Here is a 16,241-nt window from a genome sequence, read left to right on the forward strand (position 1 = left end):
TTTGAAAAAAAAATAATTATTATAATTGAATAATTACCTCTTTTTATTCGTGATTTAAATGTATTTCGAATGAAATCTATAGTTAAAAAAACAACTTTATTTTTAGCATTTACTGTCTTAGCTTTAAATAGTTTTGCACAAGAAATTAAACAAGACTCAACAAAAATTGAAACTTTAGATGAAGTTTTAGTTTCTGCGGTTAGAGTAAAAGCAGATGCGCCCGTAACGCATTCTAATTTAACAAAAAATCAAATTGCAAAGCGTAATTTAGGACAAGACATCCCTATTCTATTAAATTATTTACCAAACGTAGTGTCATCCTCTGATGCTGGTGCAGGTATTGGTTATACATATATGAGTGTCCGTGGATCAGATGCTTCAAGAGTTAATGTTACTGTAAACGGAATCCCTTATAACGATGCAGAGAGTCAAGGCACTTTTTGGGTAAATATGGGAGATTTTGCTTCGTCTACAGAGAGTCTACAATTACAACGTGGTGTTGGTACATCTACAAACGGTTCTGGTGCTTTTGGTGCTAGTTTAAATATTTTAACTGATGCTGTTTCTGAAGAATCTGGAGGAGAGATTTCTAATTCTTTTGGTTCTTACGGTACAAGAAAACACAATGTAAAGTTTACTACAGGAAAAGTAAATGAACATTTCGAATTTGCTGGTCGCTTGTCTAATATTCATTCAGATGGTTATATTGATAGAGCGTCTACCGATTTAAAATCATATTTTTTACAAGGAAGTTATACTGATGAAAACACCTTAATTAAAGCTTTAGCTTTTGGAGGAAAAGAGGAAACATACCAAGCTTGGGATGGAATTTCGGCAGAGCAATTGGAAGAAAATAGAAGACAAAATCCATTAACTTACGATAATGAAGTAGACAACTATCAACAAGATCATTACCAGTTACATTGGAACGAGAAATTGAACAATAATTGGTCAACTAATGTTGGTTTAAATTATACTAGAGGTAAAGGGTATTTTGAGCAGTTTAAAGACGATAGAGATGCAGAGGATTATAATAACTTAATAGAAGATGGTAGCGATGTTATTGTCCGTCGTTGGTTAGATAATCATTTCTATGTTGGTAATTTTAACGCTACTTATAGAAAAGATAGATTAGAAATTATTTCAGGTGTGTCTTACAGTGATTACGAAAACGACCATTATGGTGAGCTTATTTGGGGAAGTGAACTAGCAGACGATACAAATATAAGAGATCATTATTACGATGGGAAATCTACTAAAAGCGATCTTAATGTTTTCTCTAAAGTATCGTTTGGTCTTACCGAAAAATTAAAAGCTTTTGTAGATATACAAGGTAGATTTGTAAACTATAAAACAAACGGATTAACATCTAAAAGAGTGCCATTAAATGTTGATGAAAATTTTAGTTTCTTTAATCCTAAGTTAGGGTTAACTTATAGGTTAAACAATGAAAATAGTTTTTACACATCGTTTGCAAGAGCAAATAGAGAGCCTAATAGAGATGATTTTAAAGCTGGTGTAAATACTCACGAAAGTTTAAACGATTATGAGTTGGGATGGCGTTTAATGCAAGAAAATTTTAAATTAAGTACTAATATTTATCTTATGGATTATCAAAACCAATTAGTACTTACAGGAGAGATTGATGATACAGGAGATGCTTTACGTGGTACTAGTGGTAATAGTTATAGATTAGGTTTAGAGATTGATGCAGATATCCGTTTAAGTAATAATTTCTCTGTAAGACCAAACATTTCTATTAGTAAGAACGAAAATGTTGATTATGTTACAAATAGAGACGATGCTATACAAGAATTAGGGAACACTAATATTGCAAATTCACCAAATACTGTTGCTGGTAATGCGTTGGTGTATCATCCATCGGAAAGATTTCAGGTTGCCTTTTTGTCGAAATTTGTAGGAGAACAATATCTAAGTAATACAGATACAGAGGTTTCAAAATTAGACAGTTATTTTACTAGCGATTTAAACGTAATGTATGAGTTTAAAATGGAAAGCGTTTTTAAATCTATTGTACTTACTGCTTTAGTAAACAATATTTTTGATAAAGAATATGTAGATAGAGGTTATATTTATTTAGATACATGGTCTACGCCTGGAGAAACGCAAGAAATACAAGGATACTATCCACAAGCAACTAGAAACTTTCTTGTTGGTGCAACACTTAAATTTTAAGTTAAAAACTACTTGAATACTAAAAAGCGGCTCGATGCCGCTTTTTTTATTGCGAAAAGGATGGAACGGTATGTTTGAGCTCCTCGAAGAGAGCGAGTAGTGAGAGCCTGGTTTTTAATGCTTTTAATAGCATTAAAAATTTGCCCTAATTGTATACGCGAATAATGCTTCCGTTTACTTCTACATTGTAGCGCGTCATTGTGTATTGTCCGCCATCTTGTTTGGTGCCATTTAAAATTTCGTAGGCATTCTCGTCTGCACAACCGCAAGTTGCAATAATACCATTAACAGTTAATTTAGAGCAGCTGCTAATTGGGTGGTTTGGGTCGCTAAGTTCGAAAGCACTATAATCGCTTCCAGAATAATAAAGTACTACACCTTTAATACCATAATTGCTGTTTAAAAGAATATAGTTTCCGGGAAATTGCATTTGGTTATATTGCGGTAAATTGGTGTTAATTAATGTTTGGGTGTCAAAAGAGACGTTGGGAATGTTTGGGTTGTTATTTTGGTTGTTATCGTCGTTTTTACTACAAGAGGTTAGTAAAAAAGTAATTAGTAATATAGATATTGTGTGTTTTAAATTCATTTTTCTTTAATCTTTTTTAGCACTGCAATTTACAACAAAAGTAAATTACGAATTAAATATTTTGTATATTTGTAATACGATCTCGTGTATGCGGGATTTTTTTATGCTAAATTAATTTTAGCATCTCTTCTTTTAAATTAAACAAAGATAGAGGCATAAATTGACTTAGAATTAGTACTAAAACGAAAAAATCATGAGTAAAGTATCATATTATACAGCCGAGGGATTAAAAAAGTTAAGAGCAGAGCTAGCGCAATTAAAAGATGTGGAGCGTGTAAAGGCTAGTAGAGCCATTGGTGAAGCACGTGATAAAGGTGATTTAAGTGAAAATGCTGAGTACGATGCTGCCAAAGAAGCTCAAGGTATGTTAGAGATGCGTATTAGTAAATTAGAAGACCAATTAGCTGGAGCTCGTGTAATAGACGAAAGCCAGATGGATACTTCTAAAATATTAGTATTGTCTAAAGTGAAAATAAAAAACCAAACCAATGGTATGGAACTTAATTATACTTTGGTTGCAGATGGTGAGGCAGATTTAGCTGCAGGTAAAATATCTGTAAACTCTCCAATTGGTCAAGGTTTACTAGGTAAAACTGTAGGTGATGTTGCAGAAATAACAGTGCCAAGCGGTGTTATTAAGTTTGATATTGTTGAGATTTCGAGATAGTTTTAGTCTTTCGCTTTCGCGGAAAAACATTATTATAATTAATATTCCTGTTTATTCTGAAATAATTTTCAGTTTTGCAGGAATCTTTTTTTATATTGAATTCCGAAAAGACCGAAAGGTCTATAAATGTACTTTAAAATTAAAATTATGGCATCTATATTCACAAAAATTGTAAACGGAGAAATTCCATGTTATAAAGTAGCAGAAACTGAAGAGTTTTTAGCTTTTTTAGATGTTAATCCAAATGCTAAAGGTCACACATTGTGTATTCCTAAAAAGGAAACTAACAAAATTTTCGATTTAGACAAAGAAGAGTACTCTCGTTTAATGGAGTTTTCTAGAGTCGTTGCAATTGCTTTAGAAAAAACAGTGCCTTGTAAACGTGTAGGTTTGTCTGTTATTGGTTTAGAAGTGCCACATGTTCATGTGCACTTAATACCTTTAAATTCGATGGAAGATGCTCGATTTGTAGATAAGGTGTCGCTTGATAAGGCTGAATTTGAAGCATTAGCTAAAGCTATACAGGCAAATTTGTAGCCGCTAAAACAATAGTTGCAATTATTACGACTGCTACAATACCAATAATAATCCAGAAATTAGATTTATACTTCTTAGATGCTTTTTTAGGTGTAAAAGCCTTCATTTGATAGTCGTAAACACGTTCAATATCTTCTGTCCAATTTACAGGGTAAATTGGTGTATTGCAGACATTACAAAACATTTCGGTTGCAATTTCTTGAGTTATAGATTTAGAGAATTTTGTTTCAATAAATTTTTGCTTAAAAGTTAGTTCTAAACCTTCTTTACTAAAACATTCTGGGCAGTTATTGTTCAAGGACACTTCCTTTACAGTAATTAGTTTTTCGCTCATAATTAAACTGTTTTTAATGCAATTTGCATTATTGTTCCTTTGTCTATTTGAGATTGAGCAACTTTAATTTTTCCACCATGAAAATCTTCTACAATACGTCTTGCAAGAGATAGGCCTAATCCCCAACCACGTTTTTTTGTGGTGTAGCCAGGCTCGAAAACACTTTTAAATTGGCTTTTAGTTAAGCCTTTTCCTGTATCGATAATGTTAATTTTCACGCTGTTTTCTAATTGTGTTATTACTATTGTAAGATCGCCTTTACCTTTCATGGCATCGATTGCATTTTTTACTAAATTTTCGATAGTCCAACTGTATAATTGCGGATTCAAATTTACATAAACAGGTTGTTCTGGTAGCTTTAAATTAAAGTTAATTAGCTTCGAGGATCTTGTTTTTAAGTAATCGTAAGTATTTTGAGTTTCTTTTACAATATCTGTTTTTTCTAGCTTAGGAAGAGAGCCAATTTTACTAAAACGCTCTGTAATGGTTTGTAATCTGTCAATGTCCTTTTCTATCTCTAAAATATATTCCGGATTTACATTTTCGGTTTTTAAAATTTCAGCCCAGCCAATTAAAGACGATAAAGGCGTGCCTATTTGATGTGCCGTTTCCTTTGCCATTCCAGACCATAATTTGTTTTGTGTTGCAATTTTAGAGCTACGGTAAAAGAAGTAAACAACAAAGGCAAATAAGAATATTATTAATAATAGTGCTAATGGATAGTACTTTAGCTTGTTTAATAATGGAGCATTACCATAGTATAGTTTGCTTGCTAGAATTCTTTCTTGTGTTTTAGAATCTATATATGAAATTTCAATTGGCACATTTTCAGATTCAAACTGTCTAATAAGTTTGTCTTTATTTTGTGTTACATATTTAGTAGAATCTTTACCATTAAAATCGATATTGTTAAAGTTACTAATAGTGCCATCTACATTAATAACTAAGATGGGAGTAGTGTTATTGCTATTTAAAATTGTAACAAGAAAATTAAAATTTGGATTGTTTTCATCACTAGAAAATATTTTTTGGGCGTTAGACCATATTTCCATTTTAGCACGTTCCTCGTCTTTAAACTTTTGAAAGAAAGTATATGTGTTCCAAAGAATCAAAGAAATGATTGCAAAAGAAGCGATTATTATAATCCAGCGAACAAGTTGTCTGTTTTTAGTGAAAAACATGAAGTGATTTTTGTGTTAAGATAATTAAAAACTATATAATGAGCTATTGTTAATAATATTGTGCAAACGTAGAATAATCTTCTTTTAGTTCGGGCGTTATTTAAGTACATTTGTTGAAAATTATAGAGCTAATGACATCTTTCGAACCTAAAGACATACCAACAGCAAAATTACATGGCTATTTGTTAAGTGCAGTTGCACCAAGACCAATAGCGTTTGCAAGTACTATGGACGAGAATGGAAACGCGAATTTGTCACCATTTAGCTTCTTTAATGTTTTTAGTGCTAATCCTCCAATTTTAATATTTTCTCCAGCACGTCGTGTTAGAGATAATACTACAAAACATACATTGGAAAATGCAGAAAGTATAAAAGAGGTCGTGATAAATGTTGTAAATTATGATATTGTACAGCAAATGTCATTAAGTAGTACAGAATATGCACAAGGTGTAAACGAGTTTGATAAAGCTGGTTTAACAATGCTTAAAAGCGATATTGTAAAGCCGTTTCGTGTAGCAGAATCTCCAGTACAGTTCGAGTGCAAAGTAAATGAGATTGTAAAGTTAGGTACAGAAGGTGGAGCAGGTAATTTAATTATTTGTGAAGTTGTAAAGCTTCATATTAACGATGCTGTTTTAAATGAAAGCGGTAGCATAGACCAAGAAAAGCTAGATTTAGTAGCTCGTGCTGGTGGAAGTTACTATAGTAGAGCAAAAACTGGTTTTTTCGAAATACCAAAACCTCTATCAACTTTAGGTATTGGTGTAGATACATTACCAGAGAGTATTAGAAAAAGTACTGTTTTAACAGGAAACGATTTAGGTTTACTGGGTAATGTAGAAGCTTTACCAACCAAAGAAGCTATTAACGCTTTCGCGGAAAAACATGACAATATTACATTAACTGAGGAGGAAAAGCATAAGAAGGCACAAAATTTGCTTAGTTTTGGTGATGTAGAGAGTGCATGGAAAGTATTGTTATCGTAAAATAACAATAATAAATAAGACGAATATTTAATAATTATATAGATAATGGAAGTACAAGGTAAAGTAAAATTAGTAGGAGAAACACAAACGTTTGGAAGTAACGGTTTTAGAAAGAGAGAATTAGTTGTAACAACTGATGAGCAGTATCCTCAACACATATTAGTGGAGTTTGTTCAAGATAAATGCGATTTATTAAACAATTATAAACCAGGTCAAGATGTTAAAGTAAACATCAATTTACGTGGTAGAGAGTGGGTAAATCCTCAAGGAGAAACAAAATACTTTAACTCTATTCAAGGTTGGAGAATTGAAGGAGCACAAGCAGGAGCTCCTGCTGGAATGCCAGAAGTTCCACCAGCAGCAGCTTTCGAACCAGCAGCAGATTTAAAAGAAGAAGATCACGACGATTTACCTTTCTAAATCTATTTCTGCACAAGCAGGAATCATATAAATATAACCTCAATGCTAAATGTCATTGAGGTTTTTTATTTTAGTAAAATAAAATTATGCACATACTTAACCAAAATATAGTATTTCCAAATGTACAAGAAGCCGATGACGAAGGTTTACTTGCAGTTGGTGGCGATTTATCTGTAGAACGTTTACTATTAGCTTACAAAAGCGGTATTTTTCCTTGGTTTAATGAGGATGAGGTTGTTTTATGGTGGTCACCAGATCCTAGGTTTGTATTGTATCCCGAAGATTTAAAGGTTTCTAAAAGTATGAGGCAATTTCTTAGAAATTGTGATTTCGAAATTACTATAAACAAAGACTTTAAATCTGTAATTACAGAATGTGCAAAAGCAAAACGAGACGGTCAAGCAGGAACTTGGATTACAAATAACATGATTGAGGCGTATTGCAAACTACACGAACAAGGCTATGCTAAATCTGTTGAGGTATGGAGAAATAACAATCTTGTAGGTGGTTTTTACGGAGTAGATTTAAATAACGGTGTGTTTTGCGGAGAAAGCATGTTTGCAAAAGAAAGTAACGCAAGCAAAGCTGCTTTTATTACTTTTATTCAAAATACAGACTATAAGGTAATTGATTGCCAAGTATACACAAATCACTTAGCAAGCCTAGGTGCAGGAGATATTTCTAGAGATGAGTTTATGGAATACCTAAAAGCTTAGACTTTAAACGTCATTATATCTATAGCATTCTGTTTCATGGTCATTAACCATTCCTGTTGCTTGCATAAAGGCATACATAACTGTACTGCCAACAAATTTAAAACCACGTTTTTTTAAATCTTTACTCAAAGCATCGCTTATGGGAGTATTTGCAGGTGCATCTTTGTAGATTTTCACCTTATTCTTAATTGTTTTATTATCTACAAAAGCCCAAACATATTTACTGAAACTGCCAAACTCTTTCTGAATTTCCATAAAGGCTTGTGCATTCGTAATTGCCGATTTTACCTTTAATTTGTTTCTAATAATACCAGCGTTTTGAAGTAGCTCTTCCTTTTTGTCTTCATTATAATTGGCTATCTTTTTATAATCGAAAAAATCGAAAGCTTCACGAAAATTTTCACGTTTACGTAAAATAGTAATCCAACTTAAACCAGCTTGAAAGGTTTCAAGAATTAAAAATTCGAATAATTGGTGGTCGTCATGAACCGGGACTCCCCATTCATTATCATGGTAATCTTCGTATAACTCATCGCCAACACACCATCCGCATTTATGTTTTTTCATTCTCTTTTGTTATATAGTTAATCAATGTTGTTATAAATGAAACTATCACAAAAACACCTTTTAAGTCACTAAATATCTCTGAACTGGTAGTTGGATAACCTTCAAAATAATTAAGTTTTTCAATAGCTAGAAAAGTAAACCATCCAATTATACAAACAAGTTGTATGATAATAAAAGAATGTCTTTTAAGTTTCATTGTAAGGATTTTAAATTTATACTACTAATGTAACAACTGTTACTTAAAAATAAACAAAGTATCAGTATTTTTATATTATGGAAACACTACAAAACACAGATTTAAAAAATATAATAAATGATAGTTTAGAAAAAGCTATTACTTATCAAGATTATAGAATTTTAGTAAAGGATTTGGTTGCAAAAGAATCTAGCACTGGAACCGAGCAAAACGAAGCTTTAGCAAACTATACTATGCTTAACGATAGAAGAATGAAACGTTGGGATAAAACGGTGAAAGTTGCAGAAGCAGTAAAAGAACAAGTCTCTAATATAGAGATTAACCAAACTTGGTTAGTGCTAACTGAAAGCTGGTGCGGAGATGCTGCGCATTTAATGCCAGTAATGAATAAGGTTGCTGAGTTAAACGATAATATCAATTTTAAAGTTGTGCTTAGAGATGAAAACGAAGCTTTAATGAATCAGTTTTTAACTAATGGAGGACAAGCAATTCCTAAGTTAATTATGATTGATAATAACACAAACGAAGTGGTTAATACTTTTGGTCCAAGACCTACAGAAGCTACTAAATTAGTGAACGATTATAAAGCAGAACATGGCGCATTAACGCCAGAGTTTAAAGAAGATTTACAAGGTTGGTATAATAAAAATAAAGGCCAAAATGCTATTAATGATTTGGTTGGTTTAATGTCTTAGGTTGTTATTCCTGCGTAGGCGGGAATCTATTTTTAGTTTAATTTTAGATTCCTGCTTTTGCAAAAAAATAAAACTAATTCTTCCCTTCAAAATTAAAAGTAATAGTGCCAATTTGGGAAGCTTTTTTTGATGTATCAAAATGTGCTTCTTTTGCATATTGTAAAGCATGCTTTTTTAGGCAGGCATTATTAGATGTTGAAGAAGAATTTATGGCAGTCGAAACAACTTCACCAAAACCATTAACAGTAATATTTACTACAATTTTACCATTAGCTTCGCATAAGTAAATAGGAATAGGTAAAGCAGTGTCTGTTCTTCCTTTTAATGAGTATATAATACTACTATTTTTATTTACAGAAACTTCATTGTTTGATTGTTGAGAGGCTTTTCTACTTTTATTTAAAATAGCACTTACGTTTTCAAAAGAAGTAAGTTCTTCATTATTTACATTAGAATTAGTTTCACTTTTTGAAATCTCCTTGTTTTCTAAAGTATTTTCGGTTCTATCTCTTAACCTAGGATCATCATAATCTTTTGGTGGCGCAATGGGCTTAAAGGCTTGCGCAAAATGTTTGTATTCTTTAGTGTCGTTGTAGGCTTTGTTTGTTTTTAGTACATTATTTTCTAACTCATTTTTTTCCTGAATAACGTCCTCAAATAAATCTGGAGGTGTTATATCTACTAAGGTTTCTGTTACTGTGTTATTCTGTTTAATAAGAGAGTAATTAAAAAGAGAAAGCACCACACAGCCTGCAATTAATAAAGAGATGGCTAACGCCTTATGTGAGTTGTTTAATTTCAAAATTATTAAATAAGTAAAGTTTACTGTTTAAAACTGATATTTATCATTTTACAAAATTAATGTTATAAGTAAATTTATAGTCATCAAAATAGTTGATCTATGAAAAAAACACAAGAGTTACTTACGCAGATTACTCAGTTAACGTCCAATATAGAAACTAATTATCCCGAGTTGTATTCTTTTTTGTTAGAAGAACCAATAACTATACCATCGACACAACATCCAGAAATAAATCTTACTGTTTTGCAAGATTATTTACAAACATTAAAGGAAGAATTACATCATCATATTAAAACTCATAAAGCGAAATAAATGGCATTTATAGATTATTATAAAACGTTGGGAATTTCTAAAACAGCGACAGAGAGTGATATAAAAAAAGCTTATCGAAAATTAGCTCGTAAATATCATCCAGATTTAAATCCGAACGATAAAGATGCGGAAACAAAATTTAAAGAAATTAATGAAGCGAATGAAGTATTAAGCAATGTTGAGAATAGAAAGAAATACGATGAGTATGGAGAGCATTGGAAAAACTCTGAGGCTTATGAGCAAGCAAAACAGCAGCAGAATCAAAATCAGAACGCTTATCAAGGACAATCTGGAAGCTATAGTGAAAAAGATTTCGAAGATATTTTTGGCAATATGTTTGGAGGTCAATCTTCAAGGAGAAGTCAAGCGAATTCAAGGTTTAGAGGTCAAGATTTTAATGCAGAACTTCAACTAGAACTTGAAGATGTTTTTAAGGCACACAAACGCACACTTACGGTTAATAATAAAAACATACGTATTACAATTCCTGCTGGTGTAGAAAACGGACAAACTATAAAAATAAAAGGACACGGAGGTAAAGGTGTTAATAAAGGTCCGAATGGAGATTTATACATTCAGTTTTTAATTAACAACCATTCAAAATTTAAAAGAGATAAAGATAATTTATATACAACTGTAGATTTAGACTTATACACCGCAATGCTTGGTGGTGATTTAATGGTGGACACATTTAATGGTAAGGTTAAATTAACTATTAAACCAGAAACACAAAATGGTACAAAAGTTAAGTTAAAAGGAAAAGGATTTCCGAAGTATAAAAAGGAAGGACAATTTGGAGATTTATATATAACCTACCAACTTAAAACGCCTACTAAACTTACAGATAAGGAAAGAGAATTATTTACACAACTTCAAAAACTAAGATAATTATGGAAATAGGAGATTTAATTTCTATAACAACTTTTTGCTCTCATTATAATGTGCCAGCGACGTTTATAGACGATTTACAAGATTATGAACTTATAGAAATTGTAGTTTCAGACGATATAAATTATATAAAAATAACCCAAATTAATGAGGTTGAAAAAATGATGAGATTGCATTTCGACCTAAATATAAATTTAGAAGGTTTAGACGCTGTCTATAATTTATTGGAGCGTGTAGAAAGCATGCAAAACGAAATCATAACACTTAATAATAAGTTGAGATTGTATGAAGATTTATAGGTAATGGAAAGAATACAGCAATGGTTTCAAGATTATCCGCTTTTGCAAAGTATTATTAAATACTTAGCAATTGTAGTATTTGTATTATTCTGTATTCAATTTATTAGACGTTTTTTAAAACGAAAGATAGAGAACGTTTCTATAAGATATAAATCGCAGAAAGGAATAGAGGTTCTGGGCTATTTTGTATTAGCATTTGTAACTATTTTATACTTTACAGGAAGTATTAAGGATTTCACTTTAACGTTAGGTTTGCTGTCAGCAGGATTAGCTTTTACATTACAAGAGTTAATTTTAAGTATTGCTGGATCTGTATACATATTTATTGTAAAAGTATATGCTCCAGGAGATAGAATAGAAATTAATGGTATAAAGGGAGATGTAATAGATGTTGACAGTATTTATACAACAATGATGGAGATTGGGCAATGGGTTGAAAGTGATAATTATACTGGTAGAATTGTAAAACTAAGTAATGCTTTTGTCTTTAAAGGACCAGTTTATAATTACTCTAAAGACTTCCCATTTATTTGGGATGAATTTAATTTACCAATACGATATGGCTCAGATATTGAATTAGCGAAGTCAATAATTATTGAGATAGCAACTAATATTCTATCAGAATATACACAAGCTTCTAGAGAACGATGGACAGAAGTAGTTTCTAAATATTATATAGAAGATGCAATGGTAGAGCCTACCTTAGCAATAACTCTCACAGATAATTGGGTAAAATTTAATTTAAGATACATTGTAGATTATAAAAAAAGACGATTTACAAAACACTTGTTGCACGATGCTATTAGAAAAGAAATTGAAGCTACAAATGGTAAAGTTGTTTTAGCATCTACAACTATAGAGTTAATAAAAATACCTGAAATTAAAATTGATAATTCTAACACTACAAAACACTAAAAGCTATGTTTAAAAATTTAGAAGATAAAGAAATCGAATATATTTTAGAAAATAATTATATAGGTCAATTAGGTTATATTTTCAACAATTTGCCTTTTGTTGTGCCTATTACTTATTTTTTTGATGCAGAAAGCAATGCAATAATATGTTATTCTGGAGATGGACACAAAATGAATGCAATGCGTAAAAACCCAAAAGTTTCTTTATTGGTTTCAAATATTGAAAATGTAACCCATTGGAAATCTGTTTTAGTGCATGGTGTTTTCGAACAACATTTTGGTAGTGATGCAAAAGCCTATTTGCATAAGTTTTCCTTAGGTATCAAAGATATTATTTTAGAGAAAGAACAAAGTAAAGCTAGTTTTATTAGCGACTTTTCTAGTAAAATTTATAAAGATGATGTGCCAGCAGTCTTTATTATAAAAATTGAAGAAATAACAGGAAAAAAGCGTTTAGATTTTAGAACGTAAATATTACTCTGCTTTTTGAGGTAAAGCGCTTATAAAATCTTCCATTGATAAAGCATTATCAACATGGAAATCTCCAATTTTTGTACGTCTTAAAGCAGAAAGGTGTCCGCCAGAATTTAATGCTTTTCCAAAGTCGTTGGCTAGTGAACGAATATAAGTGCCTTTGCTACAAATTACTCTAAAATCGACCGAATTACCATCAATTTTAGTGATTTCGAACTCGTTTATGGTAATTTTACGTGATTTTATCTCAACGGCTTCGCCTGCTCTTGCATATTCATACAAGCGCTTTCCGTCTTTTTTTAATGCAGAAAACACAGGAGGAAATTGGTCTATTTCGCCAATAAACTGTTTTGTTGTTTCGTGTATTAATTCTTCGGTAATATGATCTGTTGGGAATGTTTCGTTTATTTCAGATTCTAAATCGAAAGAAGGCGTTGTGCCTCCTAAAACAATAGTACCTGTATATTCTTTAATCTGTCCTTGAAAGGTGTCAATTTGCTTGGTCATTTTACCAGTACAAATAATTAATAAGCCCGTTGCTAAAGGATCTAAAGTTCCTGCATGACCTACTTTTATTTTTTTATGTTAAACGCTTGGCGTATTTCCCAACGTAGTTTGTTAACCACTTGAAAAGACGTCCAGTTTAAAGGCTTGTCTATAAGTAAAACTTGTCCGGCTTGGTAATCTTCAAGAGTCATAAAATTAATTTAAAAGTGAAAAACCAATTGCAAGTAATCCCACAATTACACAGTAAATAGCAAAATAAGATAATTTACTTTTCTTAACTAATGCAATCATCCAAGTACACGCAAATAAGCCAGATACAAAAGCTGCTACAAATCCAGCGCCTAAAGCTGTTATGTTCTGACTCTCGAAAGATAAATCTCCGCCCAAAAGGTCTTTTGCAATTTTACCTATAATTAAAGGCACAACCATTAAAAAAGAAAAGCGTGCAGCTTTCGTTTTATCGTTACCTAATAATACAGAGGTTGATATTGTAGCTCCACTTCTAGAAATTCCTGGAAGCATAGCAATAGCTTGAGAGATACCAATAATAAGGGCGTCTTTAAAACCGACTTTCTTTTGAGTGTTTTTAGCTTTGTCTGCTAAAAATAAAAGAGCAGCAGTTACTAAAAGCATGCAACCCACTAACATAATGTTACCTCCAAAAAGTTGCTCGAGTTGTTCTTCAAAAAATAGACCGACTATAACTGCAGGAATCATAGAAATTATAATTTTTCCGGCAAAGCGTTGGTCTTCGTTAATGCCAGGTTTAAATAAACCTTTAATAATATCGATAATATCTTTTCTAAAAATTACAATGGTACTTAAAGCTGTTGCAAAGTGAAGAATTACAGTAAATAGTAAGCTTTCTTGAGGCACCGAATTGTCTCCAAGAATGGCTTTTCCTAGTTCTAAATGTCCACTAGAAGATACAGGAAGAAATTCCGTTAGTCCTTGAATAATGCCTAAAATGATTGAGTCGATAATGTTCATTCGGCAAAAATATCAAAATTGAATGACCAATAGGTCGTTTGTAGTTAATTTTTAGAATCGGAATCTTCTTTACGCGTTAAAATCGCATAAATCTGCATGCCAAAACCTATAAGAATTAATGCTGGAGCTAGTCTAATACGTCTCCAATGAAAAATATCTTCATTAAAAACAGTTGGGTCATCGTTACCACCACCAGACATTAAAATAAAACCTACTACAATAAAGGCTAAACCAATAAACATAAATTTATAGTTGCGTTTACCAAAGATAAATTCACCTTTATTTTCCGAACCGATTTCTTTACGTTTTTGCTCTCCCACTTTATGTAGATTTTATAATTTGTGTAATATGTTCACTAGTAATTTTACTACCCAATATTCTTGGTAAGTGCAAAGTAACGGTTTTATTTAAAACTTTTACTTCTAATGAATCTAAATTTAACCCATGCTCATGACTATAATTTTTTTAATAATCATTAAACATAATACTATATGCGCTGTTTAAAGGTGTGCCTTCTGTTATTCTTGTAACCTCTTCTGTCTTAAATTTTCTGCTTTCAGAAGTCTTTTTGTCAAATTTAATAGACAAAAACAACTGATAAATTAAAAAAATAACCCAAGAGATTATAATAAAAGCACTAATTACAACAATCCCATTTTTTGTTTTTCCTGACAAACTCAAAATGTTAATCTAAAAGTCCTTTAACGTAGTGTTTACTAGTATCTACCTTAACTACTTTTGTCGATTTATCTTCTATATTGTTTGGAGATAACAATACAAAACTTGTTATCGCTACAATACCTATAAATACAAATGTTATTCGTTTCATAATTTTTAAATTAAGAGATTTATAAATGTAATGGTATAGTCAATATATCTGGTTTTTTGTTATGTAAATATAACCTCTAACTTTCCTAAATATTGTTAAGGCTAAAGTTAAAGAATGTTAAACTTAATAAGAAGAAAAAATCGAAGCGCTTTTAGTAGTAAAGCTTATCTGTGTTAAGGTTTAAAAAACGTTGAGTAGCGAAAAATGTAGAAATCCAGGTAATAAATATACCAAGAAAAAACACTATTGTAAAGAGCGCAATAATAAGAATAGGTGTACCTAATAACTCTAATTCAGGGAATGTTTTGTCTATATAATAAAGCACAACAGCCATCCCAATTAGTGCTAGAATAGCACCAAATATTCCTAATTTAACACTTCTCCATACAAAAGGTCTTCTAATAAAACGCTTTGTTGCACCAACCATTTGCATGGTTTTAATGGTAAAACGTTTAGAATATACTGCTAATCTAATCGAGCTGTTAATTAATAAAACGGCGATTAATGTAAATAGTCCAGTTATTAGTAAAACCCAAAAACTAATTTTCTTAACATTATCGTTCATTAAGTTTACAAGGTCGTTATCGTAACTAACCTCTTCTACAAAGGTTTTGGTTAAAGCTTCATCGGCAATAATTTGTAATTTTTCTGAGGTTACAAAATCTGCTTTTAAGTTTACATCAATCGAATTCTTTAATGGGTTACTCCCTAAAAAGTCCATAAAATCCTCACCACTTTCGGCTTTCATAAATTCGGCAGCCTGCTCTTTAGAGACAAAAGTTGTCGATTTCACGTAATCTGCCATTGCTAAACTTTTTTCAAGTTGTTTAATTTCAACATCCTTAGCAGTGTCTTTTAAGAAAATAGTAACGGTAACTTGCTCTTTAAAATGATCTGCTACTTTTTTTGCATTCAATACCAAAAGGCCTAACAGGCCTAATAAAAATAAAACGAGACCAATACTTAACACTACAGAAAAGTATGAAGAAATTAAACGACGTTTTTGGTATTTATCAAAAGATGAGCTCATAAAAAGGACTTGGTTTATGTTGTAAAAATAATAAAGAATTCAAACAATACTACTTTACAACGTTTAAACTTTTAATTCTGTTGTAATACCTTTAAATTTGAAGCTTTATAAG

At 31.4% G+C, this 16,241-nt stretch carries 23 protein-coding genes and 1 pseudogene; 12 read left to right on the top strand and 12 right to left on the bottom strand.

All coding sequences use genetic code 11. The features are described from left to right. Positions 1-69: 69 nt before the first annotated feature. On the top strand, positions 70-2,196 hold the full coding sequence (locus ASC41_RS00715) for a TonB-dependent receptor (RefSeq protein WP_055434729.1): 2,127 nt from the start codon (positions 70-72) through the stop codon (positions 2,194-2,196). A gap of 145 nt (positions 2,197-2,341) precedes the next feature. Here ASC41_RS00715 and ASC41_RS00720 read toward each other — a convergent pair whose 3' ends face one another. Next, entirely contained in the window at positions 2,342-2,785 is a 444-nt protein-coding gene (locus ASC41_RS00720) for a hypothetical protein (RefSeq protein WP_055434730.1), read from the bottom strand. A 193-nt stretch (positions 2,786-2,978) separates the two neighbouring features. Here ASC41_RS00720 and greA point away from each other — a divergent pair, with 193 nt between their 5' ends. Both greA and ASC41_RS00730 read left to right on the top strand, forming a co-directional pair. Continuing rightward, positions 2,979-3,452, top strand: coding sequence for a transcription elongation factor GreA (gene greA / locus ASC41_RS00725; protein WP_055434731.1), 474 nt, complete (start codon positions 2,979-2,981; stop codon positions 3,450-3,452). A gap of 147 nt (positions 3,453-3,599) precedes the next feature. Then, positions 3,600-3,989, top strand: coding sequence for an HIT family protein (locus ASC41_RS00730; protein WP_055434874.1), 390 nt, complete (start codon positions 3,600-3,602; stop codon positions 3,987-3,989). Here the strand turns inward: ASC41_RS00730 and ASC41_RS00735 are convergent. Together ASC41_RS00735 and ASC41_RS00740 are read right to left on the bottom strand one after the other, a co-directional pair. Then, positions 3,970-4,323 (bottom strand): hypothetical protein, encoded by a 354-nt coding sequence (locus ASC41_RS00735; RefSeq protein ID WP_055434732.1) that lies wholly within the window; start codon positions 4,321-4,323, stop codon positions 3,970-3,972. The two genes, ASC41_RS00730 and ASC41_RS00735, sit on opposite strands and share 20 nt — an antisense overlap. 2 nt (positions 4,324-4,325) lie before the next feature. Continuing rightward, on the bottom strand, positions 4,326-5,504 hold the full coding sequence (locus ASC41_RS00740; RefSeq protein ID WP_055434733.1) for a sensor histidine kinase: 1,179 nt from the start codon (positions 5,502-5,504) through the stop codon (positions 4,326-4,328). 131 nt (positions 5,505-5,635) lie between these two features. Here ASC41_RS00740 and ASC41_RS00745 point away from each other — a divergent pair, with 131 nt between their 5' ends. The 3 genes from ASC41_RS00745 (at position 5,636) to aat (ending at position 7,626) form a co-directional block, all read left to right on the top strand. Then, complete coding sequence (locus ASC41_RS00745; RefSeq protein WP_055434734.1) at positions 5,636-6,490, top strand: flavin reductase family protein; 855 nt, start codon at positions 5,636-5,638, stop codon at positions 6,488-6,490. A gap of 45 nt (positions 6,491-6,535) precedes the next feature. Further along, a complete protein-coding gene (locus ASC41_RS00750) occupies positions 6,536-6,910 on the top strand; it encodes a DUF3127 domain-containing protein (RefSeq protein WP_055434735.1) in 375 nt (124 codons plus the stop codon). 86 nt (positions 6,911-6,996) lie between these two features. Continuing rightward, positions 6,997-7,626, top strand: coding sequence for a leucyl/phenylalanyl-tRNA--protein transferase (gene aat, locus ASC41_RS00755; protein WP_055434736.1), 630 nt, complete (start codon positions 6,997-6,999; stop codon positions 7,624-7,626). A gap of 3 nt (positions 7,627-7,629) precedes the next feature. Here aat and ASC41_RS00760 read toward each other — a convergent pair whose 3' ends face one another. Together ASC41_RS00760 and ASC41_RS00765 are read right to left on the bottom strand one after the other, a co-directional pair. Then, complete coding sequence (locus ASC41_RS00760; RefSeq protein WP_055434737.1) at positions 7,630-8,193, bottom strand: DNA-3-methyladenine glycosylase I; 564 nt, start codon at positions 8,191-8,193, stop codon at positions 7,630-7,632. After that, the gene (locus ASC41_RS00765) at positions 8,180-8,389 is read right to left on the bottom strand and encodes a hypothetical protein (RefSeq protein ID WP_055434738.1); all 210 of its coding nucleotides are present in this window, start codon (positions 8,387-8,389) and stop codon (positions 8,180-8,182) included. The genes ASC41_RS00760 and ASC41_RS00765 overlap by 14 nt, the downstream gene beginning before the upstream one ends. A 77-nt stretch (positions 8,390-8,466) precedes the next feature. On the opposite strand from ASC41_RS00765, the gene ASC41_RS00770 reads away from it, so the two are divergent. Continuing rightward, positions 8,467-9,084, top strand: coding sequence for a thioredoxin family protein (locus tag ASC41_RS00770; RefSeq protein WP_055434739.1), 618 nt, complete (start codon positions 8,467-8,469; stop codon positions 9,082-9,084). 73 nt (positions 9,085-9,157) lie between these two features. On the opposite strand, the gene ASC41_RS00775 is transcribed toward ASC41_RS00770, so the two are convergent. After that, the gene (locus ASC41_RS00775) at positions 9,158-9,886 is read right to left on the bottom strand and encodes a hypothetical protein (RefSeq protein ID WP_152971393.1); all 729 of its coding nucleotides are present in this window, start codon (positions 9,884-9,886) and stop codon (positions 9,158-9,160) included. Positions 9,887-9,985: 99 nt separating this feature from the next. On the opposite strand from ASC41_RS00775, the gene ASC41_RS00780 reads away from it, so the two are divergent. Genes ASC41_RS00780 through ASC41_RS00800 form a run of 5 tightly spaced genes read left to right on the top strand, consistent with a single transcriptional unit; the run spans position 9,986 to position 12,770 of the window. Next, a complete protein-coding gene (locus ASC41_RS00780) occupies positions 9,986-10,198 on the top strand; it encodes a hypothetical protein (protein ID WP_055434740.1) in 213 nt (70 codons plus the stop codon). Then, on the top strand, positions 10,199-11,086 hold the full coding sequence (locus tag ASC41_RS00785) for a DnaJ C-terminal domain-containing protein (RefSeq protein WP_055434741.1): 888 nt from the start codon (positions 10,199-10,201) through the stop codon (positions 11,084-11,086). It abuts the gene before it with no gap. Between the two features lie 2 nt (positions 11,087-11,088). Beyond that, positions 11,089-11,385: a chaperone modulator CbpM gene (locus tag ASC41_RS00790; RefSeq protein WP_055434742.1), complete on the top strand. Its 297-nt coding sequence runs from the start codon at positions 11,089-11,091 to the stop codon at positions 11,383-11,385. 3 nt (positions 11,386-11,388) lie between these two features. After that, on the top strand, positions 11,389-12,300 hold the full coding sequence (locus ASC41_RS00795; protein WP_055434743.1) for a mechanosensitive ion channel family protein: 912 nt from the start codon (positions 11,389-11,391) through the stop codon (positions 12,298-12,300). Positions 12,301-12,305: 5 nt separating this feature from the next. After that, positions 12,306-12,770 carry a pyridoxamine 5'-phosphate oxidase family protein gene (locus ASC41_RS00800; RefSeq protein ID WP_055434744.1) on the top strand — a complete coding sequence of 155 codons (465 nt, stop codon included), beginning with the start codon at positions 12,306-12,308 and terminating at the stop codon, positions 12,768-12,770. A gap of 3 nt (positions 12,771-12,773) precedes the next feature. On the opposite strand, the pseudogene truB reads toward ASC41_RS00800, so the two are convergent. The 6 genes and pseudogenes from truB to ASC41_RS00825 form a co-directional block, all read right to left on the bottom strand. Next, positions 12,774-13,471: pseudogene (truB, locus tag ASC41_RS00805) on the bottom strand (tRNA pseudouridine(55) synthase TruB). 4 nt (positions 13,472-13,475) lie between these two features. After that, positions 13,476-14,270, bottom strand: coding sequence for an undecaprenyl-diphosphate phosphatase (locus tag ASC41_RS00810; RefSeq protein WP_055434745.1), 795 nt, complete (start codon positions 14,268-14,270; stop codon positions 13,476-13,478). A 44-nt stretch (positions 14,271-14,314) separates the two neighbouring features. After that, on the bottom strand, positions 14,315-14,590 hold the full coding sequence (locus tag ASC41_RS00815) for a DUF3098 domain-containing protein (RefSeq protein WP_055434746.1): 276 nt from the start codon (positions 14,588-14,590) through the stop codon (positions 14,315-14,317). Positions 14,591-14,735: 145 nt separating this feature from the next. Then, positions 14,736-14,945 (bottom strand): hypothetical protein, encoded by a 210-nt coding sequence (locus ASC41_RS00820; protein ID WP_055434747.1) that lies wholly within the window; start codon positions 14,943-14,945, stop codon positions 14,736-14,738. A gap of 10 nt (positions 14,946-14,955) precedes the next feature. Continuing rightward, positions 14,956-15,099 carry a hypothetical protein gene (locus ASC41_RS16900; protein ID WP_160318790.1) on the bottom strand — a complete coding sequence of 48 codons (144 nt, stop codon included), beginning with the start codon at positions 15,097-15,099 and terminating at the stop codon, positions 14,956-14,958. 151 nt (positions 15,100-15,250) lie between these two features. Continuing rightward, positions 15,251-16,129 carry a cell division protein FtsX gene (locus tag ASC41_RS00825; protein ID WP_055434748.1) on the bottom strand — a complete coding sequence of 293 codons (879 nt, stop codon included), beginning with the start codon at positions 16,127-16,129 and terminating at the stop codon, positions 15,251-15,253. Between the last annotated feature and the right edge of the window lie 112 nt (positions 16,130-16,241).

This window comes from Lacinutrix algicola, assembly GCF_001418085.1.
In the GTDB taxonomy this organism is placed as follows: domain Bacteria; phylum Bacteroidota; class Bacteroidia; order Flavobacteriales; family Flavobacteriaceae; genus Lacinutrix; species Lacinutrix algicola.